This window comes from Kribbella sp. CA-294648 (genome assembly GCF_050943845.1).
Lineage (GTDB): Bacteria > Actinomycetota > Actinomycetes > Propionibacteriales > Kribbellaceae > Kribbella.
The window spans coordinates 4,264,620-4,291,123 of the sequence record NZ_CP191981.1 but is presented as its reverse complement, the minus strand read 5'-3'; the positions used below and the strand labels follow the sequence as shown (position 1 = coordinate 4,291,123).

Here is a 26,504-nt window from a genome sequence, read left to right as displayed (position 1 = left end):
GGCGGACTGCTCAGACGTCGGGGTTGTCTGCTCCGCGGGTGGCTGATCGGGGTTCGACCGGTCCGCGTTCGGCGGGTCCAGGTGGGGATCCATGGCCAGACTCTATGAGAGGCACGCAAAGTCGGGGCGAAGTGCGGTGGCAGGGCGGTTCGGGCTGGCATGCTTTGCGGATGAGTGGGGTGGCGGTTCGGGTCCGGGTCGGGTATGCGCTGGGGTCGGTCGCGACCGGATCGTTCGGGACCGTGCCGGGGTTGTTGCTGTTGCCCTATCTGACTGACACTCTCGGGATCGCCGCGGCCCTCGCCGGGGCGATCGTCTTGTTGCCCAAGGCGCTCGACGTCGTGCTCAACCCGGTGGCCGGCCGGATCTCCGACCGACACCAGTCCCCAAGAGGCCCGCGCCGCCCGTTCCTGCTCCGTGGTGGTCTCACCCTCGCGGCCTGCTTCGCTCTCCTGTTCGCAGTACCGGATCTGGATTCGAAACTGTTCGACGCCACCTGGGTGCTGCTCGCGTTCGTCGGTTGCGCGACGGCGTACGCGTTCTTCCAGGTCCCGTACGTCGCGATGCCCGCCGAGCTCACCGACGACTACGCCGAGCGCACTCGCTTGATGAGCTGGCGAGTCGCCGTGCTGACAATCGCGATCCTGGTCAGCGGCGGCAGCGCGCCCGCCATCCGCGACGCGATCGGTGGACGAGACGGGTACCGCGTCATGGGCCTCACCGTCGCCCTCCTCCTCGCCATCGGCACCGTCGGCGCGTACTACGGGACGCGCACCGCCCCCATCGGCCCTCCCCGCGAGACCACCGGCACCTTGCGTGAGCAACTCCAAGTGGTCGCGCACGCCGCCGACTTCCGTCGGCTCCTGACCACGCTGGTCCTGCAGGCTCTCGCCATCGGCACGATGCTCGCCGGCATCGACTACCTCGCCCGCTATGTACTGCGAGATCCGGGCGCCGCCACCATCGCCTTCGTCTGCGTGGTCGGTCCCGCGCTCCTGGTCAGCCCGCTGTGGCTTGCCATCGGCAACAAGCGTGGCAAGAAGCAGGGCTTCCTCATCGCGTCGGCCGTGCTCGGGTTGGGTGCGATCACCATCAGCTCCGCCCAGCATGTTCCGACGTGGTGCTTCTACCTCGCGACTGCCATCGTCGGGATCGGCTTCACCGGCGTACAAGTGTTCCCGCTGGCGATGCTGCCCGACGTCGCCGCAGTGGACGCGGCCCGCAGCGGGATCCGCCGAGCCGGCGTCTTCACCGGTATCTGGACGGCCGGTGAGACGCTCGGCCTCGCACTCGGCCCCGGCTTGTATGCGTTGGTGCTCGCGGCCGGCGGCTATGTTTCCTCGACCAACCGTGACGCCGTCCAGCCGGACTCGGCGTTGACGGCGATCGTGATCGGAATGTCGGTGGTCCCTGCTTTGCTGATCGGCGTCAGTTTCTTTGCGCTGCGGCGCTACCGGCTGACCGCCGACGAGGTTCTGGAGGCTCGATGAGCGACGTACTGGCCCGGCTGCGCGCATTGCAGCAAGGCGATCTGCCGACCCATGGCGGCAGCACGCTGGCCTATGTCTACGACTCCGGTCTCGCCGAGGCCGACGACATCGGCCGGCAGGCCCTCGCCCTGTACGGCGCGACGAACGGTCTCGACCCCACCGTGTTTCCCAGCTTGCGCACGTTGGAGAACGAGGTGGTCGGCTGGGCCGCTCGCCTGCTGCAGGGCGACGACGCGGTCGGCACCGTGACGTCGGGTGGTACCGAGTCGATCCTGCTGGTCGTCCAGACCGCACGCGACGCATCGCCTGGAGTCGCACAACCGAGCATGGTCTTGCCGAGTACTGCGCATGCCGCGTTCCACAAGGCCGCCCACTACTTCGGGGTGCGCGCGATCGTGGTCGACGTCGACCCGGCGACGTACGAGGCTCGCCCGGAGGCGATGGCGGCGGCTTGCGATGAGAGCACCGTGCTCGTGGTGGCGAGCGCACCGTCGTACGCGCATGGTGTCGTCGATCCGATCCCCGCCATCGCCGAGGCGGCCAGTGCACGGGGTATCCGCTGCCATGTCGATGCGTGTATCGGCGGGTGGGTGCTGCCGTATCTACGGGCCGATGGCGTCGACGTCGCGCCGTTGGACTTCGCAGTACCGGGAGTGACGAGCATTTCGGTGGACCTGCACAAATACGCCTACACGCCGAAAGGCGCGTCGATCCTGCTGCACCGGACGCCCGGGCTGCGGCGGGCGCAGTACTTCGCCCACGCCGACTGGCCCGGGTACACGATGCTCAACTCGACAACCCAGTCGACCAAGTCGGGTGCACCACTGGCCGCCGCGTGGGCCGTCATCCAGCACATCGGTGACGACGGCTACCAACGCCTCGCCCGTACGTCGTACGACGCGACCCTGCGCCTTGCCGAAGCAGCCGAGTCCGTGGACGGCCTCACGGTGCTGGCTCGCCCGGCGACGACGCTGATCGCCTTGCAGAGCGACGAACGCGCGGACGTCTTCACCATCGCCGACGAACTCGGCGCCCGTGGCTGGTTCGTCCAACCGCAACTCTCCTTCCGCGACCAGCCGGCCTCGCTGCACCTGTCCATGAGCGCCGCGACAGCGCCGCGCCTCGACGACCTCATCACGGCCCTCGGCCAGGCAGTAGCCGCAGCCCAGACAGCCGGACCCGTCAAGATCGCCCCCGAACTGGCCGAAGCAGCCCAAGCGATCGACCCCGCCCTCCTCGACGAAGCCGCCTTCGACGGCCTCCTCGAACTAGCTGGCCTAGGAACCGCCGAAACCCTCCCCGACCGCATGGCCCCAGTGAACGCGCTCCTCGACATCGCTCCCCCACGCCTCCGCGAAGCCCTCCTGATCGCCTACCTGGACCGCTTGATGCGCCCCACCTCCTGACATGAAAGAGTTGCGCGAATGGTGACCGATCCGACCCCTGGGCCGACAGCATCGACACGTGCCCTCCCGCAGGCCGTGCTGACTCCGCTGACTGGTTCGGCGATCTTCCTCGTCCTACGGATCGAGCCCGGTGGTGAGGAGGCGGCTCGCGAGTTGCTGGAGCGTGTTTCCGGGCTGACCAGGGCGGTCGGCTTCCGGGTACCGGCCGGCAACCTGTCCTGCGTCACCAGCATCGGCTCGGACGCCTGGGACCGGTTGTTCAGCGGACCGCGTCCCGCCGCGCTCCACCCCTTCACCGAGCTGCAGGGCGCCAAACACAAGGCCGTCTCGACTCCCGGTGATCTGCTGTTCCACATCCGCGCCGGCCAGCTGGACATGTGTTTCGAGCTGGCGCAGCAGATCATGAAGCAACTCGGTCCGGCCGCGACCGTGGTCGACGAGGTCCACGGCTTCAAGTACTTCGAGATGCGCGACCTGCTCGGCTTCGTCGATGGCACCGAGAACCCGACCGGCACCGAGGCCGACGAAGCGGTCCTGATCGGTGCCGAGGATCCGGAGTTCGCCGGCGGCAGCTACGTGATCGTGCAGAAGTACCTGCACGACATGACCGCCTGGCACGCGTTGACCGTCGAGCAGCAGGAGCGGGTGATCGGCCGGACGAAGCTCGAGGACATCGAGTTGGACGACGACGTGAAGCCCTCGAACTCGCACCTCGCCCTGACCGTCGTCGAGGACGCGGACGGCAACGAACTGCAGATCCTGCGCGACAACATGCCGTTCGGCTCGATCGGCAGTCAGGAGTTCGGCACCTACTTCATCGGCTACGCCAAGGACCCCGGCGTGACCGAGCTGATGCTGCGGCGGATGTTCTGCGGCGAGCCCGAGGGCAATTACGACCGCATCCTCGACTTCTCCACCGCCGTCACCGGCACGCTGTTCTTCACGCCGTCGGCCGACTTCCTCGACGACCTGCCACCCGCGCCCTGACGGCTGTGTCGCCGAAAAACTGTCGGTGGTGTGGGTGAGACTGGACTCATGTTGCTTGCGGATGTGGTCGCCACTTCGACCTCGCTGAGTCAGACCAGGTCGCGCCGCGCCAAGGCCGATCTGATCGCCACACTGCTCACCACCGCGACCGACCCGGTGGAGACCGAGATCGTGGTGACCTATCTGTCCGGTGAGCTTCGCCAGCGGCGGACGGGTGTGGGCTGGCGGACGCTGGCCGACGCGCCCGAGCCGGCCGTGGCACCGTCGCTGACGATCGAAGAGGTGGATCAGGCCTTCGCCGAGCTGTCGTTGTTCGCCGGTGCGGGGTCGCAGGCGAAGCGGCGGGAGGCGGTCGACGCACTCTTCGGCCGGGCAACCGCGGAGGAGCAGCGATTCCTGCGACTGCTGGTCAGCGGTGAGCTGCGGCAAGGCGCTCTCGACGGCGTGATGGCCGATGCGGTCGGCAAGGCGACCGGGATCCCGCTGGAGAAGATCCGCGCGGCGACCATGCTCCGGGGTGCGGCGGCGCCGGTCGCGGTCGCAGTACTGACCGAGGGCGAGGCAGGGCTCGAGCAGTTCGGGCTCGAGGTCGGGCGCGGAGTGCAGCCGATGCTGGCGCAGTCGGCGACGAGCATTGCCGAGGCACTCGCGAAGACCGGGACGCCGGCCGCGATCGAGTGGAAGCTGGACGGGATTCGTATCCAGGCGCACCGCAACGGCGACCAGATCGTCGTCTACACCCGCACCTTGGACGACATCACCAGCCGGGTGCCCGAGGTGGTCACCGCGGTGCTCGAGCTCAAGGCCGAGCAGCTCGTGCTCGACGGCGAGCTGATCGCGCTGCGCCCCGACGGCCGCCCAGAGGCCTTCCAGGTCACCGGTTCCCGTACTGCGACACGCGCCGCGACCGGCCCCGAGACGGTCCCGCTGACGCCGTACTTCTTCGACATCCTGCACCTCGACGGACATGACCTGCTCGGGCTCGACTCCACCGAGCGGCACGAGTGGCTGAGCACGGTGGTGCCCGAGGAGCGGCGGATCCCGCGGTTCGTGACCGAGGACGCGGCCGCGGGTGAGGCGTTCTTCGACGACGCGGTGAAGCGCGGCCATGAGGGCGTCATGGTGAAGTCGCTGTCGGTGCCCTACGAGGCCGGCCGGCGCGGGTCCGGTTGGGTGAAGGTGAAACAGACGCACACCCTCGACCTGATCGTGCTCGCGGCGGAGTGGGGGCACGGACGGCGTACCGGCTGGTTGTCCAACCTGCACCTCGGGGCGCGGGACGAGGAGACCGGCGAGTTCGTGATGCTCGGCAAGACGTTCAAAGGGCTGACGGACGAGCTGTTGCGCTGGCAGACCGAGCGGTTCCAGCAGCTCGAGGTCAGCCGCGACGAATACACCGTTTATCTGCGCCCCGAGATCGTGGTGGAGATCGCGTTCGACGGCGTCCAGACGTCGACCCGCTATCCGGGCGGGATGGCGCTGCGGTTCGCCCGGGTGCTGCGCTACCGCGAGGACAAGACCCCGGCCGAGGTGGACACTGTCCAGGCTGTCCGCGCGATCCACCAACCCAGCGAAGGACCGATCGATGAGCAGTGAATCCGTCGAGCCAGACCCCGAGGTCGAGACCCGCCGCCTGGCGAACGAGTCCCTGCGCCAGGACGACCCGACCGGCTGGTTCGAACGCCTGTACTCCGCCGCCTCCGACGGCGCGGCCGTCGTCCCGTGGGACCGCGGTGCCGCCCACCCGTTGCTGACCTCATGGATCGAGTCGGCCGCGCCCGCCGGTGAGGGTCGACGGGCGCTCGTCGTCGGCGCGGGCACCGGCTGGGACGCGGAGCTCGTCGCCGACCAGGGCTTCAGCACTACCGCCTTCGACATCTCCCCGACCGCGATCGAGACCGCCCGGCACAACCATCCGGACTCCAAGGTGGAGTACGAGGTCGCGGACCTGCTCAACCCACCGGCCGACTGGCAGCGCGCATTCGACCTCGTCGTCGAGATCTACACCGTCCAGGCGCTCCCGATCGCGCTGCAACCCGAAGCAACCAAGCGGGTCAGCGAGTTCGTCGCCGCCGGCGGCACCCTCGTGGTCATCGCCGCCGCCCGCGACGACAACACCCCGGACAACGCAATCGAAGGCCCACCCTGGCCCCTCACCCGAGCCGCCATAGAAGCCTTCACCACCCCAGACCTCCACCTGATCGACCTAGACCGCTCCCCCAGCCCCAACGACCCAACGCTGTACCGCTGGCGAGCCGAATACCTCCGCGACTAGACAGGTGCCGTGGTCAGCAGTCGGCGCACAGGCCCGGCGATGGTCACACCTCCTGTGACGCGCTCCGGGTGTCCCGGGCGACAGGAGATAGTCCGCACCGGGCGCGGACTGCACCCTCAGGGAGCGAGCCCGTGCGCAGGAATCGGGGACTATGTCCTGTCGGTCGGTGCACCAACAGTCGGACTCGCTGGCTTACGAACGCGGCTCGCGTTGATCAAGCCGTCGTTGCCGGCTTCTCGTGAAGGCGTCGAGCTCGGCGGTGCCAATCTCGCAGTCGGTCTGGTGGCGAGTTTCGCCGCCTTCCTGCGGTGCCGGCCGACCCTGAAGGCCAACAACTTCACCGGTTCGTCGGCGCGGCCAGAGCTCCCTCCAACGGGTACCAGCGTGGGATCTCCAGCTGGCAAGATGCTCGGCCTCACGAGCGCGGGTGCCTACTCTCGCCTTCGTGCGACGAAGGAGCGCCCAGGGCGGGTGGGAGCCAGCGCCGTGTGAGCGGCGCAGGAGCGAACGTGGCGTCGGCGTGGGGAATCTCCCCCGGGTCAGAGTGCCGGTGGGCGGCGTTCGTACGGGGTGCTGAGGACGATTGTGGTTGTGGTGGAGACGTTGGCGCGGGCTCGGATGACGGCGAGGAGATTCTCCAGGGCGGCTGGAGTCGCCACCCGCACGATCAGGACGTAGCTGGAATCGCCCGCCACCGAGTAGCAGGACTCGATTTCGCGGACATCCCGCAGTCGTTCCGGCGAGTCGTCCGGTTGCGACGGGTCGATCGGCCGGATCGAGATCAGCGCCGTCAACGGCAGGTCGAGCGCGGTGTGGTCGATCGTTGCCGCGTACCCCTGGATGATCCCCCGCTGCTCCAGCCGCTTGACCCGCTGGTGCACCGCCGACGTCGACAACCCGGTCGCCTTCCCGAGGTCGGTGAAGCTCATCCGGCCGTCCGAGGCGAGCAGCGCCACAATCTTGCGATCCAGGTCCTCCATGCGCCGACCCTACTCCGGCGGGGCCTCCGCATGTGAAAGCATCTCGCCATGGCTGACAGGTTGATGTTGCTGGACACCGCGTCGCTGTATTTCCGCGCCTTCTTCGGTGTCCCCGACACGATGAAGGCTGCCGACGGTACGCCGACCAACGCGATCCGGGGGCTGCTGGACTTCATCGCCCGCCTGGTCGAGAACCACCGCCCGACCCATTTGGTCGCCTGTTGGGACAACAACTGGCGCCCGTCGTGGCGGGTCGAGCTGATTCCGTCGTACAAGGCGCAGCGGGTCGAGTTCGTCACCGCGGGCGGGGATCAGGTCGAGGACGTCCCGGACCGGCTGGAGGTCCAGGTGCCGTACATTCGCGCCTGCCTCGAAGCCCTCGGCATCGCCATCGTCGGCGCGCCCGACCATGAGGCCGACGACGTGATCGGCACGCTCGCGCACCGCGCGACGATGCCCGTCGACGTCGTCACCGGTGACCGGGACCTGTTCCAGCTGATCGACGACGCGCGCGGCATCCGGATCGTCTACACCGCGGCCAAGGGTGTCGGTCGCGCCGACGTGTACGACGAGAAGGCGCTGCTCGCGAAGTACCAGATCCCCGCCAACCGGTACGCCGACTACGCGACTCTGCGCGGCGACGCGTCCGACGGACTGCCCGGCGTCAAGGGGGTCGGCGACAAGACGGCCGCGTCGCTCATCACGGCGTACGGCGATCTGGCCGCGATCCGCCTCGCGGCCGCCGACCCCAGTACGCCGATGTCGCCGTCGGTCAAGCGCAAGATCCTCGACGCGAGCGACTACCTCGATGTCGCACCGAAGGTCGTCGCCGTTGCCAAGGACGCCCCGGTGGGCACGTTCGACGCGACGATGCCGGCCGAGGTTCGTGATCCGGAGCGCTGGCTCGACCTGGTCGAGCTGCTCGAGCTCGGCGGCAGCGCCCAACGGGTCATGTCGGCCCTCAACCTCGTCCCGAAGGGAACTGCATGACGAGCACGCTCGAGTTGGCAGGCCGGTACGGCGACAGCATCATCGAACTCCGCCGGGCCCTGCACATGGTCCCGGAGTACGACCTCGAGCTGCCCAAGACGCAGGCGCTGATCCTGGCCGCGCTCGAAGGTCTCGATCTCGAGATCACCCTGGGCAAGGAGCTGTCCTCGGTCACTGCCGTACTCCGCGGCGGAGCCGGTCCCGGGCCGGTCGTCCTGCTGCGCGGCGACATGGACGCGCTGCCCGTGACGGAACGCGTCGACGTCCCGTACAAGTCGACGCATCCCGGGCTGATGCATGCCTGCGGCCACGATCTCCATGTCGCCGGCCTGGTCGGTGCTGTGAAGATCCTGCACGAGCTGCGCGACCAGCTCGCGGGCGATGTGGTGTTCATGTTCCAGCCCGGTGAGGAGACCACCGGTGGCGCGCCGATCATGATCCGCGAAGGGCTGCTCGACGTCGCCGGCCGGCGCGTCGATTCGGCGTACTGTCTGCATGTCCAGTCGGCGGGCGACCCGCTCGGCATGTGGAGCAGCAAGGCCGGCCCGCTGATGGCGGCCGCCGATCAGCTCAGCGTGCGGGTCGTCGGTGAGGGCGCGCACGGCTCGGAGCCGTTCAACGGCAAGGACCCGATCCCGGTGCTGTGCGAGATCGTCGGGGCGCTGCAGACCATGGTGACGCGGCAGTTCGACGTGTTCGACCCGGTGGTGCTGACGGTCGGCAAGATCGCCGGCGGCACGAAGGAGAACATCATCCCCGACGACGCGTTCTTCGACGCGACCGTCCGGAGCTTCTCGGCCGAGTCGCGAGCGAAGATGCAGGTCGCCGCACCGCGACTGGTCGAGGGCATCGCGGCCGCGCACGGGTTGACGGCGGAGGTCGAGTACCGGGTCGGCTACCCGGTCACGGTGAACGACGAGAAGGAGTACGTGTTCGCCCGTCAGGCGATCGTCGACCTGTTCGGCACCGACCAGTACCGGGAGCGGGAGCACGCCGAGTGCGGCGCCGAGGACATGTCCTATGTCCTGAACGAGGTCCCCGGCGCCTACGTGAACCTCAGCGCCTGCGCCGCCCCCGTCCCCGCAGCCGCCGCCGACAACCACTCCCCGCTGGCCGACTTCGACGACTCAATCCTCCCCAACGCCGCCGCCCTACTCGCCGAACTGGCCGTCCGCCGCCTCGCCCGCGGCTGATCCCAGGTCCTACTCAAGCAGGCCGAGGCGAGCCGGACCCACCGCCGGCGACTCAGCGGCCGAGGCCCGCGTCGCGAGCGCGGATGATCGCCTCGGCCCGGTCGGCCACGTGCAGCTTGGCGAAGATGTTCGACACGTTGTTGCGGACCGTCTTCGGTGACAGGAACAGCTCGGCCGCGATCTGGGCGTTCGACCGGCCGGCCGCGACCAACGCCAGCACTTGCTGCTCGCGGGAGGTGAGCTGAGGGAACGCGGCGGGCCCGGTCGCCACCGGAGCGCCGGCGAAGAACTCGGCCACCCGCCGGGCCAGCGCCGGCCCGAAGATCGCCTCGCCGCGCGCCACCGCGGTGATCGCCCGCAGGATCTCCGTCTGATTGGCGCCCTTCAGCAGGTAGCCCCGAGCACCTGCCCGCATCGCGGCGAAGAGTGTCTGGTCTTCCTCGGCCATCGTCAGGATGACCACGCCGATGTGCGGGCTGTCGGTGGTGATCCGCCGGGTGGCCTCGATCCCGTCCAGTTCCGGCATCTGCACGTCCATCACTACGACGTCCGGCTGCAGATCAGCGGCTCGGGCGACGGCCTCCAACCCATCGGCGGCCGTTCCGACGACCTCCACCCCGTCGAGCGATCCCAGCAGAGCGGCCAGACCGTCGCGGTAGACGGGATGATCGTCGACCAGCATCACCCGCACGACCTCAGACATGAACCAACTCCGGTACTGCGTCCAACGGCAACTGGACCCGTACTACGGTGCCGCCGCCTGCCGGGCTGCTCACACTGCACACTCCCCCAAGTTCCGCGGCGCGCTCCCGCAACGACAGCATGCCCACGCCCGCCGTCATCTCCTCGGCAATACCGATCCCGTCGTCCTGCACGGTCAGTTCGAGCGCCGGCCCATCGGTCAGACGCAGCGCGATGTCGCAGCGCGAGGCCGCCGCGTGCCTGGCCACATTGGTCAGCGCCTCCGAAGCGATCCGGTACGCCGCCACCTCGACCCCCGCCGGCAAGGCTCCCAGTGGCGACGCGTCGACCTGGACCTGGAGACCACCCAGCCGGAATCGCTCGGCCTGTTGCTCGATCGCCCGGACCAACCCGAGCTCGTCCAACGCGGGCGGCCGCAGGTCGTGCACCAACCGCCGGACGTCAGCCAGAGCGGCCGCAACCTCAGCTGTTGCGTGTTCGAGCATCTCGTCAGCCTGCTCGGGTGCGGACGAGGCGAGGTTCCGGGCGGTCTCGATCCGCAGTGCCACCGCGCCCAGGCCGGGACCCAGACTGTCGTGCAGATCCCGCCGGATTCGGCGCCGCTCCTCTTCTCGCGCGGCCACCAACCGGCTCCTGCCCTGCTGCAACTCCGCGCTCAGCTCACTCGCCCGAGCTGCGGCCGCCGCCTGACGAACCAGGTCACCCAGCAACCGCTGATCACGATCGGACAAGGCGGTTCCATCGCCCGGACACAGCACCAGTCGCCCCACCGACTCGCCGCGGTACCGGACCGGAAGCGCGATGGTCGGACCGGACTCGGTCCCATGCGCCACTACCGCCCGGCCTCCCGACGAGCGCTCGATCTCGACTCGAACGTAGGGCAGCCTGAACGCCTCGGCCAGGGTCCGTGCGACTGCCCGCAACTGCTCGTCGGGATCCGCCGCCGATTCGAGTCGTTCCGCCAGCGTCGACATTGTCGAGTACGGGTCCTCCCGCGAACCGCGAGCCAACCGGCGTACTGCGTGCCAGAGGCGGCTCCGCAGCGGCGCGTAGACCACAGCCACCACCGCGATCGCGGCGAGGGCGGCACCGCGCTCGCTCAGTACGCCGCCGGCCAGCGCGAAGACGGCGAGGTCCACCGCCACCACCAGGACTGCCAGCAGGCCGTAGAGAAAGGTGGCCGGCAGCAACCGATCGATGGCGTACAACCGGTGCTTGGCCACCGCGCCGACGATCGCGGCGGAGGTGAGGGCGATGGCGGTACCGAACAGGATCGCGGGCACCGCCGGCGGGTTCTCCAGCGGCACGAACAGCAGGACCATGTCCACCAACGCGGCCCACATCAGCCAGCGGATCTGCGCGCGCCGCTCCCGGGACGCGATGCGATAGCGATGCACCGTGACGGCGAACGGGACGAGCAGGCTCGCGATCACCGCCAGATAGGCGATCCGGAGCAGCGGCTCCCAGACCTCGTACGGCAGATCGACGCTGAAAGGATCGACCGCCAGCCGAGTGATCTCCGGTGGCAGCGCGGCATCGTGGTACCGGATCATCACCGACATCGGCACTGCCACCAGCAGCGCCGGCAGGAGCGCGGTCAGCGCGAGGCTGACGACTGAGAGCCGGCGCCACCATCGCGCCGTGACCAGGCGCCCATCCGGAAACAGCAGGATCAGCAACGGCAGGCCCAGCAACAGAACAGCGCCGAACCGCGAGTAGAACCAGTACGCCGCGGAAGCACCCGGCAGACCTGGTGAGGTGTAGATCGCGTACGCCGCCCAACTGGAGGCGAAGCCGTCCACGATCCACACCAGGCCGGAAAGCGTCAGCAGCCAGGCTATGGGGTGACGTGGCAGCCGATGCAGCAACAGAACGCCGGGCAGCGTCTGAGCGAGCCCGGACAGGACGGCCGCCCAGCCCGAATCCAGTTCGGCCGCGGCCGGTACCCCACCGCGGTTCCGCAGGTCGAGCACCACGGTCAGGACAGACAGCGCCACGGCAGCGATCGCGAGCAGTAGCTGGGAATAGTACGGCCTCTCGAGATTGTCAGAGAGGGCCGTGGAGCGCGGTGTCGAGCCAGGACATGAAGGCGCCGTAGTCGGCGCTGATCGACATCGTGATTTCGGTACCGTTGTCGCTGCGGCTCATGCGGGCAAGGGGATCAAGGGCGACCCGTTCCCGTACGAACCGGATGCCCGGCCAGAACAAGGCGGCCGCGAGTGTGAGGCCGTCGTGCTGCATCGACCCTGGGTACCGCTGCATCCACCGATCGGAGTGCGCTCGCAGGATCCCCGCCCAACGCGGCGCGTCGGGAGCTGTCCAGCACCGGTAGATCGTCGTGTCGGGCGTGATCTCCATTGCGGGATTGAAGGTCACGTCGGACACCACGAACGTCGGACGCCAAGGCTCGAGCACGGGCAACATCCGGATCGCCGCTTCCGGATCGACCCGGAAGTTGTGCTCGGCCCGCGACGGATCCCGGTAGAGGATCGCGCCACCCATCTGCGTGACCACCAACTGCGGGATCAGGTCCGGCCGTTCGGCGTACACCGTCGCGAGATTCGACAGCGGCCCCATCCCGACCCACCGCACCCGCCCCGGTGCCGCCGCACACACTTCCGCCACGGCCGAGACCACGTCGGTGTCCTGTTTCGCCATGTCGGGTGGGAACAACCCGTCCACGAAGTACAGCCGGCTGTTCCCGAGGTCCGACCCGGCAACCACCTTCACCTCCGGCCGCCCCACCAGATCGAGCAGATACCGCAGGAACCGCGCCCGCTCCCCGCCGTACTCGTCACTCGTGATCACCAACGCCAGCTCCGGCACCCGCCGCGCCGCAACCACCAGCGCCACCGTGTCATCCGGATCCCCACCGATATCCGTGTCGACAATCATCGGCGCCCTCGCGATCGCCGCCACCCCACCGTCCGGCGGCGGCCCACCCGCGATCAACGCATCGGCGCCCTCCCCGAACTCCTCAAAGCTCACGCCCAAGCCCGCGAGCGCCATCCACTCCTGGCCCGGATCTCCCTCGCCCTGGCTGCCGCTCATCAGTACCTCCGCGTGATTGTGCTGAACTGAGAACATTCTGTACGAACACTCGTTTGTCATCGTCGTTGCAACAACGGTCATAGGCGGCCCAGATCGCGGCGCCGTCGCCTGGAGACACCCGGGCGTGGTCCAGTGTCCGCTGCAAGAGCTCGACGTGTTGCTTGTCGCCACGACGGACGAACGAATCCAGAAACTCCTGGAGCCGAGGATCGGTGTCTCCACCGCTGATCCAAGCGCGGACCTCTGCGCGATATTGCAGCGCATCGTGCTCCAACTGAGGACGGTAATCCCGGCCCGCGTCTCGTGCGGATGCAGCGTCCTGCGCGCGATCAGCCAGTGCGAGGAGGTTGACGACCTTGATCCCCTCGCGCACCCGCGGGTCCTGCAGGCGCGGTGACACGCGTCCGCGGCTCAAGCCGGCGAGCAACTCCGGCGCGTTCCGCTGCCCGGTCTGGGCCGGCCCGTCGGCATTGATCCGCACCGGACTGGTCATCGGACCGTCGAACTGTTCCTCGATGCTGTTGATCGCCAACTGGTGGGCGAAGGTCTTCGTCTCCTCGACCGGCAGGACGTAGAAAGGCCGGCCTTGCCGCGTCTCCTCCGGCCTCAGGTGAAGCTCGTACCCCTTCTTGCTGCCGGGATGTGGATCGTGGGGAGATTCACCGAGGAAGGCATACCGGCCGTTGAAGGTCGTCTCGGGATAGACCGCGGAGAGGAGTTCCTGAACCGTCCCTTTGAAGCTGGTGTCGAACAGGGTGACCCTGCTGCCTGGGCGACCCACCGGTATCTGATTGGCCTGTAGATAGTCGCTGAGCACCCGGAAGCCACCGATGGTGTCCGCAGGATCCACCCGGGAAGCAACGCGTCGGTAGCCCTGCACCTCGGGGAACTGCAGCCCTTGATGGTGCTCCAGATCCTGCAGGGCGTTCTCGACGAGGGCGCGCGACAAGACGATGTTCGAGAGATGGCGCCGGACGAAGGGGCCGTCGAGTCTTCTCATCGCGATCGCGAGACCGTGTCCGTCCCGGCCGAGCGCGACAATACGATCGGTACGCCGGGAGCCGACGTCCTCGCGCAAGTCAGCGAGCATGTCGTCGGCGATCCTCACCAGCAACGCCGCCGGGAGCTTGTGAGCCACGACGTAGGCGTCCCGCAGCGTCCGCCTGTCGTCGTCATCGGCGATGTGCAGCTTCATAGCGACACGAAGAGCTGCCTTCTCGCCGCGGGCGAAGAGGGAATCCGTGAGATCAGTCGCCATGGCTCAAGTAGCTCAAATTTCGCGGCGGGCCGTTGTGAGTTATCCACAGGGGCCGACCCGGAGCGGGGACGCTGAGGGCGTCCCCGCTTGGCGGGGGTCAGCCTGCTGGTACTGCGGTTGCTGCGTTTTCCTCGTCGATGTCTACGACCGCGCCGCTGAACTGGGCGTTGTAGAGGCGGGCGTAGGCGCCGTCGGCGGCCAGGAGTTGTTGGTGGTTGCCTTGTTCGACGATTGCGCCGGACTCCATCACGAGGATCAGGTCCGCGTCGCGGATGGTCGACAGGCGGTGGGCGATGACGAAGCTGGTGCGGTCCGAGCGGAGGGCTGCCATTGCTCGCTGGACCAGGACTTCGGTCCGGGTGTCGACCGAGCTGGTCGCCTCGTCGAGGATCAGTAGTTGCGGGTCGGACAGGAACGCGCGGGCGATGGTGAGCAGCTGCTTCTCACCGGCGCTGACGTTGCTGCCTTCTTCGTCGATGACCGTGTCGTAGCCGTCCGGCAGGCTGTGCACGAAGCGATCCACGTACGTCGCCTTGGCCGCGGCGAGCATCTCCTCCTCGGTGGCGTTCAGGTTGCCGTAGAGGATGTTGTCGCGGATCGTCCCGCCGAACAGCCAGGTGTCCTGCAGCACCATCCCGATCCGGCGGCGCAGGTCGTGCCGGGTCAGTTCGGTGATGTCCACACCGTCCAGCGTGATCCGGCCGTCGTTCAGTTCGTAGAACCGCATGATCAGGTTGACCAGCGTCGTCTTGCCCGCGCCGGTCGGCCCGACGATCGCGACCGTCTGGCCCGGTTCGGCGACCAGGCTCAGGTCGGTGATCAGCGGCTTGTCCGGCGTGTAGGAGAACGACACGCGCTCGAACTCGACCCTGCCATGCGCCTCCGACAGCTTCGCCGGGGTTGCCTCGTCCGGCACCTGCTCGGTCGCGTCCAGTACTTCGAACACCCGCTCGGCCGAGGCCACGCCCGACTGCAGCAGGTTCGCCATCGACGCCACCTGGGTGAGCGGCTGGGTGAACTGGCGGGAGTACTGGATGAAGGCCTGGACGTCACCCAGCGACATCGTGCCCGACGCCACCCGGAGACCACCGATCACGGCGATCACCACGTAGTTCAGGTTCCCGATGAACATCATCGACGGCATGATCAGCCCGGAGATGAACTGCGCCCCGAACGAGGCCTGGTACAGCTGCTCGTTCTTCTCCGCGAAGCTCGCCTCGATCTCCTTCTGCCGGCCGAACACCTTGACCAGCTCGTGGCCGGTGAAGGCCTCCTCGATCTGGCCGTTCAGCGCGCCGGTATGACGCCACTGGTCGACGAACCGGGTCTGCGACCGTTTCGCGATCGCCGCCGTCAGGATCATCGAGATCGGGATCGTGACGAGCGCGATCAGCGCCAGTACCGGTGAGATCACGAACATCAGCGTGACCACCCCGATCACCGTCAGCAGCGAGGTGAGCAACTGGCTCAGGGTCTGCTGCAGGCTGGACGAGATGTTGTCGATGTCGTTGGTGACCCGGCTCAGCAGCTCACCGCGCGGCGCACCGTCGAAGTAGCTCAGCGGCAGCCGGTTGAGCTTGTCCTCCACGTCGGACCGCAGCTCGAACACCGTCTTCTGGACGACGCCGTTGAGGATGTAGCCCTGGATCCAGGAAAGCAGGAACGACCCGGCGTACAGAGCCAGGACCAGCAGCAACACGTTACGCAGGGCATCGAAGTCGATGCCGACGCCCGGGATCAGGTCGATCCCGCCGAGCAGGTCCGCGAACTGGTGGTTGCCCGAGGCCCGGGCCTGTTCGATCACCTGCTCCTTGCTCAGCCCTCTCGGCAGGTCCTTGCCGATGGCACCTTCGAAGATGATGTCGGTCGCCCGACCGAGGATCTTCGGCCCGAGCACGGACAGCCCGACGCTCGCGATCGCGAGCAGGATCACTCCGAAGACCTGGAACCGGTGCGGGCGCAACCGCCGCAGCAGCCGCTTCGCGGACGGGCCGAAGTTCATCGACTTGTCGCCGGGGATGCCGCCGGGCGGGCCGAACGCGCGTCCGGTGGTCGGGCGGTCGGTCGCCTTGACCGTCTCGGCCGGCTGGTCGTCGCCGGGCGCCTGTTCCAGCTTCTGATCCGTCATGCTGCTTCCTCCGCGGACCGCTGGGACTCCACGATCTCGACGTACGTCGGACAGTTCTCGAGTAGTTCGTGATGGGTGCCCTGACCGACGATCGCGCCGTCCTCGAGCACGATGATCTGGTCGGCGTCGATGATCGTGGACACCCGCTGGGCGACGATCACCACGCAGGCCTCGGCGGTCACCGGCGCCAGCGCGGCGCGCAGTCGCGCGTCGGTGGACAGGTCCAGCGCGGAGAACGAGTCGTCGAACAGGAAGATCTGCGGCTTGCGGACCAGCGCCCGGGCGATCGCGAGCCGTTGCCGCTGACCGCCGGACACGTTGGTACCGCCCTGCGAGATCGGTGCCTCGAGCCCCAGCGCCATCCCCTCGACAAAGTCTTTGCCCTGGGCAATCTCCAGTGCTTCCCAGAGATCCTCGTCAGTGGCCTCGGGGTTGCCGTAGCGCAGGTTGCTGGCCACCGTGCCGGAGAACAGGTACGGCCGCTGCGGCACCAGACCGATCCGCTCCCACAGCAATTCAGGGTCGATCTCCCGTACGTCGACGCCGTCCACGAGTACCCGTCCGCCGGTGGCGTCGAAGAGTCGCGGGACGAGCGAGAGCAGAGTGGTCTTGCCCGCGCCGGTGCTACCGATGATGGCGGTCGTCTGGCCCCGCGACGCGGTGAAGCTGACCTCCCGCAGTACGGGCTCGGCGGCGCCGGGGTACTGGAAGGACGCGCTGTCGAAGACCAGTTCGCCGGTGCCGGCGAACTTCCGGATCGGGGTGGCCGGCGGGCGGACCGACGACTCGGTGTTCAGCACCTCGCTGATCCGGTCCGCGCAGACCGCGGCCCGGGGCACCATGATCATCACGAAGGTCGCCATCATCACCGAGAACAGGATCTGGATCAGGTAGCTGATGAAGGCGGTCAGTGCGCCGACCTGCATCGCGCCGTCGTTGACCCGGGAGGCGCCGAACCACAGCACGGCGATCGTCGACAGGTTCAGGATCAGCATCACCACCGGGAAGACCAGCGCCATCAGCCGGCCGGCCCGGATCGCGGTGTCGGTGACATCGGTGTTCGCCTGGCCGAAGCGCTCGGTCTCGTGCGGTTCGCGGACGAACGCCCGGACCACCCGGATGCCGGTGATCTGCTCGCGCAGGACCCGGTTGACCGCGTCGATGTTGGTCTGCATCTTGCGGAACTGCGGCACCATCCGGCCGGCGATCAGGCCGATCGATGCCGCCAGCAACGGTACGGCGACGGCCACCAGCCAGGACAGGCCGACGTCCTCACGGACCGCCATGATGATGCCGCCGACCATCGTGATCGGCGCGGCGACGAGCATCGTGCAGGTCGTCACCACCAGCATCTGCACCTGGGTGACGTCGTTGGTACTGCGGGAGATCAGCGTCGGCGCACCGAACTGGTTCACCTCGCGGGCCGAGAACTCGCCGACCCGGTGGAACACCGCGGCGCGCACGTCACGACCGAACAGTGCGGCGGTCTTCGCACCGAAGTAGACCGCCGCGACGGTACAGATGATCTGGACCAGGCTGATGCCCAGCATCCAGCCGCCGGTCCCGACGATGTAGCCGGTGTCGCCCTTGGCGACCCCGTTGTCGATGATGTCGGCGTTCAGGCTGGGCAGGTAGAGGGAGGCGATCGTCCCGATCAGTTGCAGGACGACCACCATGGACAGGTTGCCGGCGTACGGGCGTAAGTGCGTACGCAGCAGGCGAAGTAGCATCAGCGATCCCCGGAGTCGTGGATTCGGACACCGTCGAGCGCGAAGTCGACGATCTCCTCGGCGGTCAGCGTCCGACCGGCCGAAATCATTGGGTGGGAGGCGGAGAAGATGACCAGCCGCATCCGGTGACAGACCTCTTCCGGCGTCAGCCGCAACTGGTCGGCGTCCGGCCGGATCAGGTCGGCGAAGACCTCGTCGGCGCGGGCGTTGTCGGCTTCGGCCCGGGCCCGGTCTTCGGGCGTGCCCTCGAAGTCCGCCCGCCGGTTCATCCGCAGCGCGAAGAAGAGTTTGAAGACCTTGCTCAGCCGGGTCTGGGAGATGTCGACGGCGGCGATCAACCGCTCCCGCAACGGGAGCTCCAGGTCGACCTGGCCGAGCGCCTCGATCAGCGGCTCGACGTCGAAGGCGGCCTTGAAGGTCGCCTTGATCAGCGCGTCCTTGCTGTCGAAGGCGCGGAAGATCGTGCCCTCGGCGACACCGGCGGCCTCGGCGATCTGCCGGGTGCTCACTTCGACGCCGTACTTCTCCAGCAACGGCAGGGTCGCCTGGACCAGCGCGGCGCGGCGCTCGTCGGGCGGCATCGGGGTAGCTCGTGGGCTCACCCGATCGAGGCTAACTGAGTGAGTACTCACTCACAACTGCATTTACCGATCTTTCAGCAGTGTCGCGATCCCGTCCAGCACCCAGGCCAGCCCGAACTCGAAACCGTGGCTCGAGTCGTACGGCGCGTCGAACTCCTGCCCGACCGTCGTCCCGACCCGGCTGGCCAGCGGAAACTTCTTCGTGTCACCGATCTTGTCGAGCAGCGGCTCGTGAGCCTCCCACCACTCCTTGTCGGTGATCCCCGAGCTCCGGATCACCTGAGCCGCCTCCACCGCACTCCGTACTGCGCCGTGGACGTACCCGTTGACCAGGGCGACCGCGGCATCCATCTCGACATCGGTCAGGCCGATCCCCTCGACCGCACTCAGTTCGTACTCGTACTTCGCCATCACGCCCGGGCCGAGCGGCGGCCGGCTCACCCCGACCTGGAGCAGCCAGGGGTGCTTCAGGTACATCTCCCGGCTCTCCCGAGCGACCTCGTCGAGTTTGGCCCGCCAGTCCCCGTCGACCTCGCGCAGCGGCAGTTCGCGGTACACGGTGTCGAGCATGACGTCGATCAGCTCGCCTTTGCCGGGCACATACCGGTACAGGGTCATCGCGCCGACGCCGAGCTCGTCGGCGACCCGGCGGATCGACATCGCGGCGAGTCCCTCCGCGTCGGCGATCCGGAGCGCGGCTGTGACGATCCTGCCGACGGTCAGGGCGGGCTTGGGCCCACGGGTCGGTTTCGCCTGGGTCCCCCACAGCAGCTCGAGGCTCTTCGCCGGGTCACCACTGCCGCTGTACTCCTGAACCATGTGCGCGATCCTCCCCCGTCTGGTTATACTCCCGCAGTTACTTCGTACAGCGTACTCAGTGAGGGTGGGGGAGCTTGACCTCTAGTTGTGTTGAGGTTCTACGGTCAGAAACTGTCGGTGGTCGAGAGGATCATCGGCCTTCCCTCGTCCTCGACACCGGAGCAACGCCGTGAGTATGGAAATGACCGCGTGGACCTCGATGTACCACGCCATGCACAGACAGGACGAGAAGCGGCCGTTCTCGAAGGAGACACTGCTCCGGATTCTCGCCTTCGCGCGGCCCCACCGGCGGCATCTGATCTTCTTCCTGATCCTGAGCGTCGCCGGCGCGGTCCTCGCGGTCGCGACGCCGGTGCTGGCCGGCCGGGTCGTCGACGCGATCGTCAAGGGGCAGGAGCTCAGCGTCCTGCTCTGGCTGGCCGGGGTGATCGCGCTGATCGCGGTCGCGGAGGCCGGCCTCGGGCTGGTCACCCGCTGGCTGAGCGCGGGGATCGGTGAGGGGCTGATCCTCGATCTGCGCACGGCGGTGTTCGACCACATCCAGAAGATGCCGATCGCCTTCTTCACCCGGACCCGGACGGGCGCGCTCGTCTCCCGGCTGAACAACGACGTGATCGGTGCCCAGCGGGCGTTCAGCGACACGCTGTCCGGCGTCGTGAGCAACCTGGTGATGCTGCTGCTCACCCTGTTCGTGATGCTGCGGATGTCCTGGCAGATCACCCTGCTCGCGCTGGTGATCCTGCCGGTCTTCGTGATCCCGGCCCGCCGGATCGGCAACCGGCTGGCCGCGCTGGAGCGGGAGGCGGCCAACTACAACGCGACCATGAGCACCCAGATGACCGAGCGGTTCTCGGCACCGGGCGCGACGCTGGTCAAGCTCTTCGGGCGGCCGGTGCGCGAGTCGCACGAGTTCGCCGTCCGGGCCCGGCGGGTGCGCGACATCGGCGTACGGACCGCGATGGTCCAGTGGGTCTTCGTCACCTCGCTGACCCTGGTCTCGGCACTGGCCCTGGCGGTCGTCTACGGGCTGGGTGGCTTCTACGCGCTCCGCGACCAACTCGACGCGGGCACGGTCGTCGCGATGGCCCTGCTGCTGACCCGGCTCTACTCCCCGCTGACCGCATTGGCGAGCGCTCGTCTCGAGGTGATGACCGCGCTGGTCAGCTTCGAGCGGGTCTTCGAGATCCTCGACCTCGAGCCACTGATCAAGGACAAGCCGGATGCCGGGGTCGTTCCTCCGGGGCCGGTGTCGGTCGAGTTCGAGAACGTCCGGTTCGCGTATCCGTCGGCGGACAAGGTGTCGCTGGCCTCGCTGGAAGAAGTGGCCAAGCTCGACACCCGCGGCGGCGTCGAAGTACTGCACGGCATCTCGTTCAAGGCCGAGGCCGGACAGATGGTCGCGCTGGTCGGATCCTCCGGCGCCGGCAAGTCGACCATCGCCCAACTGATCCCCCGCCTGTACGACGTGGACGAGGGCTCGGTGAAGCTCGCCGGAGTCGACGTACGCGACGTGACGGCGGAGTCGCTGCGGGACACGCTGGGGATGGTGACGCAGGACGGTCACCTCTTCCACGACTCCATCCGGGAGAATCTGCTGCTCGCGCGTCCCGAGGCCACTGAGGACGACCTGTGGGAAGCCCTGACGCGAGCACGCCTCGGCGACTTGATCCGGTCACTGCCTGATGGGCTGGACACGGTCGTCGGCGAGCGCGGGTACCGGCTGTCCGGTGGTGAGCGGCAGCGGCTGACGATCGCCCGTCTGCTGCTTGCTCAGCCGCGGGTGGTCTTGCTGGACGAGGCGACTGCGGCGCTGGACTCGACGTCGGAGGCGGCTGTGCAGGCGGCGTTGGCCGAGGCACTCGAAGGCCGGACGGCAGTGGTGATCGCGCACCGGCTCTCCACTATCCGGGCGGCTGATCAGATCCTCGTGATCGAGGACGGACGGATCGTCGAGCAGGGCACGCACACCGAGTTGCTGGCCGCGGCCGGAAGGTACGAGGAGTTGCACCGCACGCAGTTCGAGCAGGCGGGTGCGGGCGGAGAGGTTCCGGTCGCCGCGGTCTGAGCCGGTCGCCGCGGTCTGAGCCGGTCGCGGCGGTCTGAGCCGGTCGCGAGCGGTCGAAGTCAGGGTTTCGAGCGAGACAGGGAGTACAGGGTTGGCTGGGAATGTGCAGGCGGGGGCGCTGGCCGGGTTGGCAGCGGTGTTTGTTCCCTCCGACCCACCCCGCGAGGGACGAGTCGCCTTCTGGAACCCCACCGGAGGCGAGCTCCCCCTCGGCGTAGGTGAGCAGGCATCACTCGAACTGGCGGTGAAGGACGAGCGCCGCGACGGCGAGCGGAGCGAGCCGGGCGACGATGCCGAGCGTCGCGGTGGGTTGGTTGCTCGGGTGGTTCGGGTGATCGAACTGCCGGTTGACCAGGCTGTGGCTGTTCTCGGGCGTGCTCGGACTACTCCTGGGGCTCATCCTGCGGCAGCCTTCTGGGGTGCTGCCTCGCTTATCGCGCTGCAGTTGGTGGCTCGTGGGCGACTGCTTCCGGGGGTCTCCCCCGCCGGGCATGACGCCTGGCGGGTTGGGCCGTTGGATGCTGCTGATGTCGACCGGGTTCTGGCGCTCGCGGAGTCGATTCCCTTCGAAGCGCGTTGCCATCCGGTGGGTGAGCCCGAGTTGCGGGTGCCGATGGGTGAGGAGCTTGTTCGGCAGTTTCTTGATGCGGTTGCTGACGGGATGCCTCGCTCCCCCGGTGCTGTGAAGGCACACGGCACCACGCTCTTCGCGGCGAAGGCGCCGCAGCAGGTGCCGCGGCTGCGCGCCTGGGCGGACGAGGTGTCGGCCGGCCTCGACACCGGCGTGCGGATCTCGCTCCGCATCGAATTGCCCGAGTCGCTCGGTTTCCGGGCCGTAGTACAGCTGCACAGTCTGCAAGACCCGACCCTCGTGCGCGACGCCTCCGACGTCTGGGCGGAGGACGTCAACGGTTTCGGTCCGCGTGCCCGCATCGACGCCACGCTGGCGATCCGGCGTGCGTCTCGCGTCTGGTCTCCGCTGTCCCGGCTGCTCGACTCCGCAGTACCGGATCGGCTCGAGCTCGCCGATGAAGAGGTCGCCGGATTGCTGGCGACCGGTGCTCAGCGGTTGGCGGCCGCCGGCGTCGAGTTGCACTGGCCGCGCAATCTCGGGCGTGAGCTGACCGCTCGCGCCGCAATCACTTCAGCCGACGGACCACCGTCCGACATGCCGAGCTTCTTCGGTGGTGACAGCACCCTCGACTTCAGCTGGCAGGTTGCCCTTGGCAACGACCCGCTGACCCAGGCCGAGCTGGACCAGCTGGCCGAGGCGACCCGCCCGGTGGTCCGGCTGCGGGACCAGTGGATGCTCGTCGACCCCGAGCTGGCCCGCAAGGCTCGCGAGCGCATCCTCAAACCGGTCACCGCGATCGATGCGCTGAGCGCCGCCCTCACCGGCACCACCGAGGTCGACGGCAAGCAGATCGCCGTGACTCCGACTCGCTGGCTCGAAGAGCTCAGAGCCAAGATCGCCGACCCCGAGCGCTCGCAGGAGGCGATCGATCCGCCCGTGGCTCTGCAGGCGACTCTGCGCGACTACCAGCTCCGCGGCCTGCGCTGGCTCGCCCGCATGACGGACCTCGGCCTCGGCGGTTGTCTCGCCGACGACATGGGTCTCGGCAAGACGATCACCCTCATCTCTCTCCATCTGCACCGCCAGCAGACCGCCGACACCGAGGGCCCGACCCTCGTGGTCTGCCCCGCCTCACTCCTCGGCAACTGGGAGCGTGAGGTCCAGCGCTTCGCTCCCGGCACGCCGGTACTGCGCTTCCACGGCTCCGGCCGCTCACTCGACGGCGCCGATACCGGGTTCGTGCTCACGACGTACGGGACTCTGCGCCGCGATGCCGCCCGCTTAGCCGGTCACCGCTGGGGCCTGCTCGTCGCCGACGAAGCCCAGCACGTCAAGAACCCGACCTCCGGTACTGCGAAGGCGTTGCGCACAGTGCCCGCCCTGGCCCGAGTCGCCCTCACCGGTACTCCGGTCGAGAACAACCTCTCCGAGCTGTGGGCGATCCTCGACTGGACGACCCCCGGACTGCTCGGCCGCCTGAGCACCTTCCGCACCCAGTGGGCGACACCGATCGAAGCGGACAAGGACGAGGCAGTCGCCGAGCGGCTCGCGAAGCTGGTCAAGCCCTTCCTGTTGCGGCGGCGCAAGTCCGACCCCGGCATCGCACCCGAGTTGCCACCGAAGACCGAGACCGACCAGACCGTCTCGCTCACCCGCGAGCAGGTGGTGCTCTACGAGGCGACCGTGCGCGAACTGCTCGACGCCGTGGCCGCCAGCGACCAGATGGCCCGGCGCGGCCTGATCGTGAAGCTGCTGACCGCGCTCAAACAGATCTGCAACCACCCGGTGCAGTACCTCAAGGAGGGCGACGACGCGCGCCTGGCCGGTCGCTCCGGCAAGCTCGAACTGCTCGACGAGTTGCTCGAGACGATCGTCGCCGAGGACGGCGCGGTGCTCGTCTTCACCCAGTACGTCGCGATGGCGCGCCTGCTCGAGCGCCACCTCGCCGACCGCGGCATCGCCACCGAACTGCTCCACGGCGGTACGCCGGTGCGCAAGCGCGAGGAGATGGTCGAGCGGTTCCAGGCGGGTGAGATCCCGGTGTTCCTGCTGTCGCTCAAGGCGGCCGGCACCGGGCTCAACCTGACCCGGGCCGATCACGTCGTCCACTACGACCGCTGGTGGAACCCAGCCGTCGAGGACCAGGCAACCGACCGGGCGTACCGGATCGGCCAGACCCGGCCGGTGCAGGTGCACCGGTTGATTGCCGAAGGCACCATCGAGGACCGGATCGCGGCGATGCTGACCAGCAAACGCGCGCTCGCGGACGCAGTACTGACGGCTGGGGAGGCCGCGCTGACCGAGTTGACCGACACCGAACTGGCCGACCTGGTGGAACTGAGGGCAGCCCGATGAGCGGCGAAGCGGCCCGCGGATTCCCGGCCTTCCCCGCGCAGGGCGGCCGGCGCAGTACGCGCGGGAAGTCGTGGTGGGCGCGCGCCTGGGTGCAGGCTCTCGAAGACACCTCCCTGGACGCGGACCAGCTCCGCAAGGGCCGCCGTACGGCGAACTCGGGGCAGGTCGGCACGATCACCATCAGCCCGGGTCGGCTCGCGGCGACGGTGTACTCGCCCGAGGACGTCTACGAAGCCGTTGTCGAGATCGATCGGCTCGATGATGACGAGTGGAGCCGCTTCCTCGATCAGGTGGTAGCCCGTGCGGGGCACATCGCCGCGCTGCTCGACGGCGAGATGCCGCACGACCTGGTCGACGCGGCTGCAGATGCGGGTGTTCCGTTGCTTCCCGGGATCGGCGACCTCGACCCGAGCTGCACCTGCGACTCCTGGGAACTCCCCTGCCAGCACGCCGCCGGTCTGTGTTACCAGGTCGCGTGGCTCCTGGACGAAGACCCGTTCGTGCTGCTCCTGCTGCGCGGCCGCTCGCGGGAGACCCTCCTCGAAGACCTCCAGCGCCGGTCGTCGGGTCCGACACCTTCAACGGCTCCGGCATCTTCAGAGATACATCATGAAGGCGTTGTGGCGACTGACGCGGCAGCGCTCGAGCCCGCCCAGTTGCCAGAGCTGCCCGAGCTCCCACCCAAGGTCGCCATCGACGACCTGGTGGTCAGCGGCACGCAGCCGTTGGCGGAGCTGGAGGCAACCACCTTGCCGCTGCTGGTGCTCGACGCCGCCCGACGAGCCCGCGCCCAACTCAACGCCCTGCTGTCAGGCGCACCCGACCCCTGGGTCCTCGACGAGTGGCAGGACAGCATCCGCCTCGCCGCCGACCATCCGGTACTACGCGAGCGGGTGACCGCCACTTGGGATCGGCCGGACGCCGTCGCGCTCGGAGTACAGGCCTGGACGTACGGCGGGGCGCCGGGGCTCGACGTACTCGAGAACACGTGGACACCAGATGCCGGTGACCTCGCTCGGGCACGGACCGAGTTGCTCGCGGCTGCGGATGGCGAGCTGGAGATCGTTGTCGAAGGCAATCGGGTTACTACCGGGGGAAGCGTTCGCTGCCAAACCCGGTTGGACCGCACCGGCCGCTGGCACCCGTACCAACTCGTCGACGACGAATGGCACCCAGCCGGCCCACCCGACCGCGACCCCACGCCCGCCCTCGCAGCGCAGGACGCCTGGTAGTCGTTCCTCCTGGAGAGGCGGTGGCGTTCGGGGTAGTAAATCGCGTGCGCCGCCGGCCGTCGGCTGACTAGAGTGCCGAGTGATCAGGGAAAGGAGATGAGTTGATGACCGCCTTTGCGGCTGCTGCCGTGTGCAGCGCCCTGCCCCGAAACGGTCACCTCCATCTCTGAAAGGTCTTTCTGTTGTCTTGGATCACCCGTGCGGAAACTGCTGCCGATGTGGCTGCGATCCGCGAAGTCAACCTGCTCGCGTTCGGCAAGACCTACGAGCCGGACATTGTCGAGGCACTGCGCGCCGACCCCTCGGCCTGGCTGCCCGGCCTGTCGATCGTGGCCACCACCGCAGACGGCGAAGTGGTCGGTCACGTGCTGCTCAGTCGCTGCGCCATCGGCGAGAACCCGGTGCTGTGCCTCGGGCCCGTCGCGGTGTTGCCGGCGTACCAGGGTCAGGGTGCCGGCAGTGCCGTCATCTTGGCCGGGCTGGCGGAAGCTCGCCGGCAAGGTGAGCATCTCGTCGTCCTGCTGGGTCATCTCGACTACTACCCGCGGTTCGGTTTCCGGCCGGCCTCGGACTTCGGCATCGACGGGCCGATCAGCGGTCCGCACCTGATGGTGCTGCCGCTCGACGACCATCCGGTCCCGGCGGGCACCATCAGTTATCCGCCAACCTGGGAGCTGTAACTCCCGGT

The 26,504-nt window shown here is 68.2% G+C and carries 20 protein-coding genes; 11 read left to right on the top strand and 9 right to left on the bottom strand.

Translation table 11 applies throughout. The features are described from left to right. Window positions 1-170: 170 nt before the first annotated feature. From ACQPYM_RS20390 to ACQPYM_RS20370, 5 genes are read left to right on the top strand one after another with little or no spacing between them, the layout of a single operon-like run. Complete coding sequence (locus ACQPYM_RS20390) at window positions 171-1,490, top strand: MFS transporter (RefSeq protein WP_433022992.1); 1,320 nt, start codon at window positions 171-173, stop codon at window positions 1,488-1,490. Next, window positions 1,487-2,896 (top strand): pyridoxal phosphate-dependent decarboxylase family protein, encoded by a 1,410-nt coding sequence (locus tag ACQPYM_RS20385; protein ID WP_433022990.1) that lies wholly within the window; start codon window positions 1,487-1,489, stop codon window positions 2,894-2,896. Before ACQPYM_RS20390 ends, ACQPYM_RS20385 begins: the two co-directional genes overlap by 4 nt. An 18-nt stretch (window positions 2,897-2,914) precedes the next feature. Next, a complete protein-coding gene (locus ACQPYM_RS20380) occupies window positions 2,915-3,883 on the top strand; it encodes a Dyp-type peroxidase (protein ID WP_433022988.1) in 969 nt (322 codons plus the stop codon). Window positions 3,884-3,931: 48 nt separating this feature from the next. Next, window positions 3,932-5,479: an ATP-dependent DNA ligase gene (locus tag ACQPYM_RS20375; protein ID WP_433022986.1), complete on the top strand. Its 1,548-nt coding sequence runs from the start codon at window positions 3,932-3,934 to the stop codon at window positions 5,477-5,479. Next, window positions 5,469-6,158 (top strand): class I SAM-dependent methyltransferase, encoded by a 690-nt coding sequence (locus tag ACQPYM_RS20370; RefSeq protein ID WP_433022983.1) that lies wholly within the window; start codon window positions 5,469-5,471, stop codon window positions 6,156-6,158. The genes ACQPYM_RS20375 and ACQPYM_RS20370 overlap by 11 nt, the downstream gene beginning before the upstream one ends. A gap of 539 nt (window positions 6,159-6,697) precedes the next feature. On the opposite strand, the gene ACQPYM_RS20365 is transcribed toward ACQPYM_RS20370, so the two are convergent. Continuing rightward, the gene (locus ACQPYM_RS20365; protein ID WP_360274345.1) at window positions 6,698-7,138 is read right to left on the bottom strand and encodes an Lrp/AsnC family transcriptional regulator; all 441 of its coding nucleotides are present in this window, start codon (window positions 7,136-7,138) and stop codon (window positions 6,698-6,700) included. Window positions 7,139-7,201: 63 nt separating this feature from the next. On the opposite strand from ACQPYM_RS20365, the gene ACQPYM_RS20360 reads away from it, so the two are divergent. Both ACQPYM_RS20360 and ACQPYM_RS20355 read left to right on the top strand, forming a co-directional pair. Then, window positions 7,202-8,128, top strand: a complete 927-nt coding sequence (locus tag ACQPYM_RS20360) for a 5'-3' exonuclease (RefSeq protein ID WP_433023345.1) — start codon at window positions 7,202-7,204, stop codon at window positions 8,126-8,128. Then, window positions 8,125-9,321, top strand: coding sequence for a M20 metallopeptidase family protein (locus ACQPYM_RS20355; RefSeq protein WP_433022980.1), 1,197 nt, complete (start codon window positions 8,125-8,127; stop codon window positions 9,319-9,321). Before ACQPYM_RS20360 ends, ACQPYM_RS20355 begins: the two co-directional genes overlap by 4 nt. A gap of 52 nt (window positions 9,322-9,373) precedes the next feature. Here the strand turns inward: ACQPYM_RS20355 and ACQPYM_RS20350 are convergent, their stop codons facing one another. From ACQPYM_RS20350 to ACQPYM_RS20315, 8 genes are all read right to left on the bottom strand, one after another. Then, the gene (locus ACQPYM_RS20350) at window positions 9,374-10,024 is read right to left on the bottom strand and encodes a response regulator (RefSeq protein ID WP_433022977.1); all 651 of its coding nucleotides are present in this window, start codon (window positions 10,022-10,024) and stop codon (window positions 9,374-9,376) included. Beyond that, window positions 10,017-12,020, bottom strand: coding sequence for a sensor histidine kinase (locus ACQPYM_RS20345; RefSeq protein WP_433022975.1), 2,004 nt, complete (start codon window positions 12,018-12,020; stop codon window positions 10,017-10,019). The genes ACQPYM_RS20350 and ACQPYM_RS20345 overlap by 8 nt, the downstream gene beginning before the upstream one ends. A 49-nt stretch (window positions 12,021-12,069) precedes the next feature. Beyond that, on the bottom strand, window positions 12,070-13,074 hold the full coding sequence (locus ACQPYM_RS20340) for a nucleoside hydrolase (RefSeq protein WP_433022972.1): 1,005 nt from the start codon (window positions 13,072-13,074) through the stop codon (window positions 12,070-12,072). Then, window positions 13,001-14,182, bottom strand: coding sequence for a hypothetical protein (locus ACQPYM_RS20335; RefSeq protein ID WP_433022971.1), 1,182 nt, complete (start codon window positions 14,180-14,182; stop codon window positions 13,001-13,003). Before ACQPYM_RS20335 ends, ACQPYM_RS20340 begins: the two co-directional genes overlap by 74 nt. A 247-nt stretch (window positions 14,183-14,429) precedes the next feature. Next, complete coding sequence (locus ACQPYM_RS20330) at window positions 14,430-16,460, bottom strand: ABC transporter ATP-binding protein (protein ID WP_433022969.1); 2,031 nt, start codon at window positions 16,458-16,460, stop codon at window positions 14,430-14,432. Beyond that, the gene (locus ACQPYM_RS20325) at window positions 16,457-18,190 is read right to left on the bottom strand and encodes an ABC transporter ATP-binding protein (protein WP_433022966.1); all 1,734 of its coding nucleotides are present in this window, start codon (window positions 18,188-18,190) and stop codon (window positions 16,457-16,459) included. Before ACQPYM_RS20325 ends, ACQPYM_RS20330 begins: the two co-directional genes overlap by 4 nt. Then, entirely contained in the window at window positions 18,190-18,792 is a 603-nt protein-coding gene (locus ACQPYM_RS20320) for a TetR/AcrR family transcriptional regulator (RefSeq protein WP_433022964.1), read from the bottom strand. The genes ACQPYM_RS20325 and ACQPYM_RS20320 overlap by 1 nt, the downstream gene beginning before the upstream one ends. Before the next feature lie 42 nt (window positions 18,793-18,834). Continuing rightward, on the bottom strand, window positions 18,835-19,590 hold the full coding sequence (locus tag ACQPYM_RS20315) for a TetR/AcrR family transcriptional regulator (RefSeq protein ID WP_433022962.1): 756 nt from the start codon (window positions 19,588-19,590) through the stop codon (window positions 18,835-18,837). Window positions 19,591-19,771: 181 nt separating this feature from the next. On the opposite strand from ACQPYM_RS20315, the gene ACQPYM_RS20310 reads away from it, so the two are divergent. The 4 genes from ACQPYM_RS20310 to ACQPYM_RS20295 all read left to right on the top strand — a co-directional run bounded on the left by ACQPYM_RS20310 (window position 19,772) and on the right by ACQPYM_RS20295 (window position 26,496). After that, window positions 19,772-21,655: an ABC transporter ATP-binding protein gene (locus ACQPYM_RS20310; RefSeq protein ID WP_433023343.1), complete on the top strand. Its 1,884-nt coding sequence runs from the start codon at window positions 19,772-19,774 to the stop codon at window positions 21,653-21,655. Window positions 21,656-21,746: 91 nt separating this feature from the next. Beyond that, on the top strand, window positions 21,747-24,584 hold the full coding sequence (locus tag ACQPYM_RS20305; RefSeq protein WP_433022959.1) for a DEAD/DEAH box helicase: 2,838 nt from the start codon (window positions 21,747-21,749) through the stop codon (window positions 24,582-24,584). Then, complete coding sequence (locus ACQPYM_RS20300; protein WP_433022957.1) at window positions 24,581-25,816, top strand: SWIM zinc finger family protein; 1,236 nt, start codon at window positions 24,581-24,583, stop codon at window positions 25,814-25,816. Before ACQPYM_RS20305 ends, ACQPYM_RS20300 begins: the two co-directional genes overlap by 4 nt. A gap of 182 nt (window positions 25,817-25,998) precedes the next feature. Then, entirely contained in the window at window positions 25,999-26,496 is a 498-nt protein-coding gene (locus tag ACQPYM_RS20295; RefSeq protein WP_433022955.1) for a GNAT family N-acetyltransferase, read from the top strand. The last annotated feature ends 8 nt before the right edge of the window (window positions 26,497-26,504 follow it).

Excerpts from the sequence above, each read along its gene's own strand:
- ACQPYM_RS20375 (WP_433022986.1), top strand. The coding sequence starts at position 3,932 with ATGTTGCTTGCGGATGTGGTCGCCACTTCGACCTCGCTGAGTCAGACC.
- ACQPYM_RS20390 (WP_433022992.1), top strand. The coding sequence starts at position 171 with ATGAGTGGGGTGGCGGTTCGGGTCCGGGTCGGGTATGCGCTGGGGTCG.
- ACQPYM_RS20310 (WP_433023343.1), top strand. The coding sequence starts at position 19,772 with ATGACCGCGTGGACCTCGATGTACCACGCCATGCACAGACAGGACGAG.
- ACQPYM_RS20300 (WP_433022957.1), top strand. The coding sequence starts at position 24,581 with ATGAGCGGCGAAGCGGCCCGCGGATTCCCGGCCTTCCCCGCGCAGGGC.
- ACQPYM_RS20315 (WP_433022962.1), bottom strand. The coding sequence starts at position 19,590 with ATGGTTCAGGAGTACAGCGGCAGTGGTGACCCGGCGAAGAGCCTCGAG.
- ACQPYM_RS20380 (WP_433022988.1), top strand. The coding sequence starts at position 2,915 with ATGGTGACCGATCCGACCCCTGGGCCGACAGCATCGACACGTGCCCTC.
- ACQPYM_RS20330 (WP_433022969.1), bottom strand. The coding sequence starts at position 16,460 with ATGACGGATCAGAAGCTGGAACAGGCGCCCGGCGACGACCAGCCGGCC.
- ACQPYM_RS20385 (WP_433022990.1), top strand. The coding sequence starts at position 1,487 with ATGAGCGACGTACTGGCCCGGCTGCGCGCATTGCAGCAAGGCGATCTG.
- ACQPYM_RS20325 (WP_433022966.1), bottom strand. The coding sequence starts at position 18,190 with ATGCTACTTCGCCTGCTGCGTACGCACTTACGCCCGTACGCCGGCAAC.
- ACQPYM_RS20365 (WP_360274345.1), bottom strand. The coding sequence starts at position 7,138 with ATGGAGGACCTGGATCGCAAGATTGTGGCGCTGCTCGCCTCGGACGGC.
- ACQPYM_RS20355 (WP_433022980.1), top strand. The coding sequence starts at position 8,125 with ATGACGAGCACGCTCGAGTTGGCAGGCCGGTACGGCGACAGCATCATC.
- ACQPYM_RS20360 (WP_433023345.1), top strand. The coding sequence starts at position 7,202 with ATGTTGCTGGACACCGCGTCGCTGTATTTCCGCGCCTTCTTCGGTGTC.
- ACQPYM_RS20350 (WP_433022977.1), bottom strand. The coding sequence starts at position 10,024 with ATGTCTGAGGTCGTGCGGGTGATGCTGGTCGACGATCATCCCGTCTAC.
- ACQPYM_RS20370 (WP_433022983.1), top strand. The coding sequence starts at position 5,469 with ATGAGCAGTGAATCCGTCGAGCCAGACCCCGAGGTCGAGACCCGCCGC.
- ACQPYM_RS20340 (WP_433022972.1), bottom strand. The coding sequence starts at position 13,074 with ATGAGCGGCAGCCAGGGCGAGGGAGATCCGGGCCAGGAGTGGATGGCG.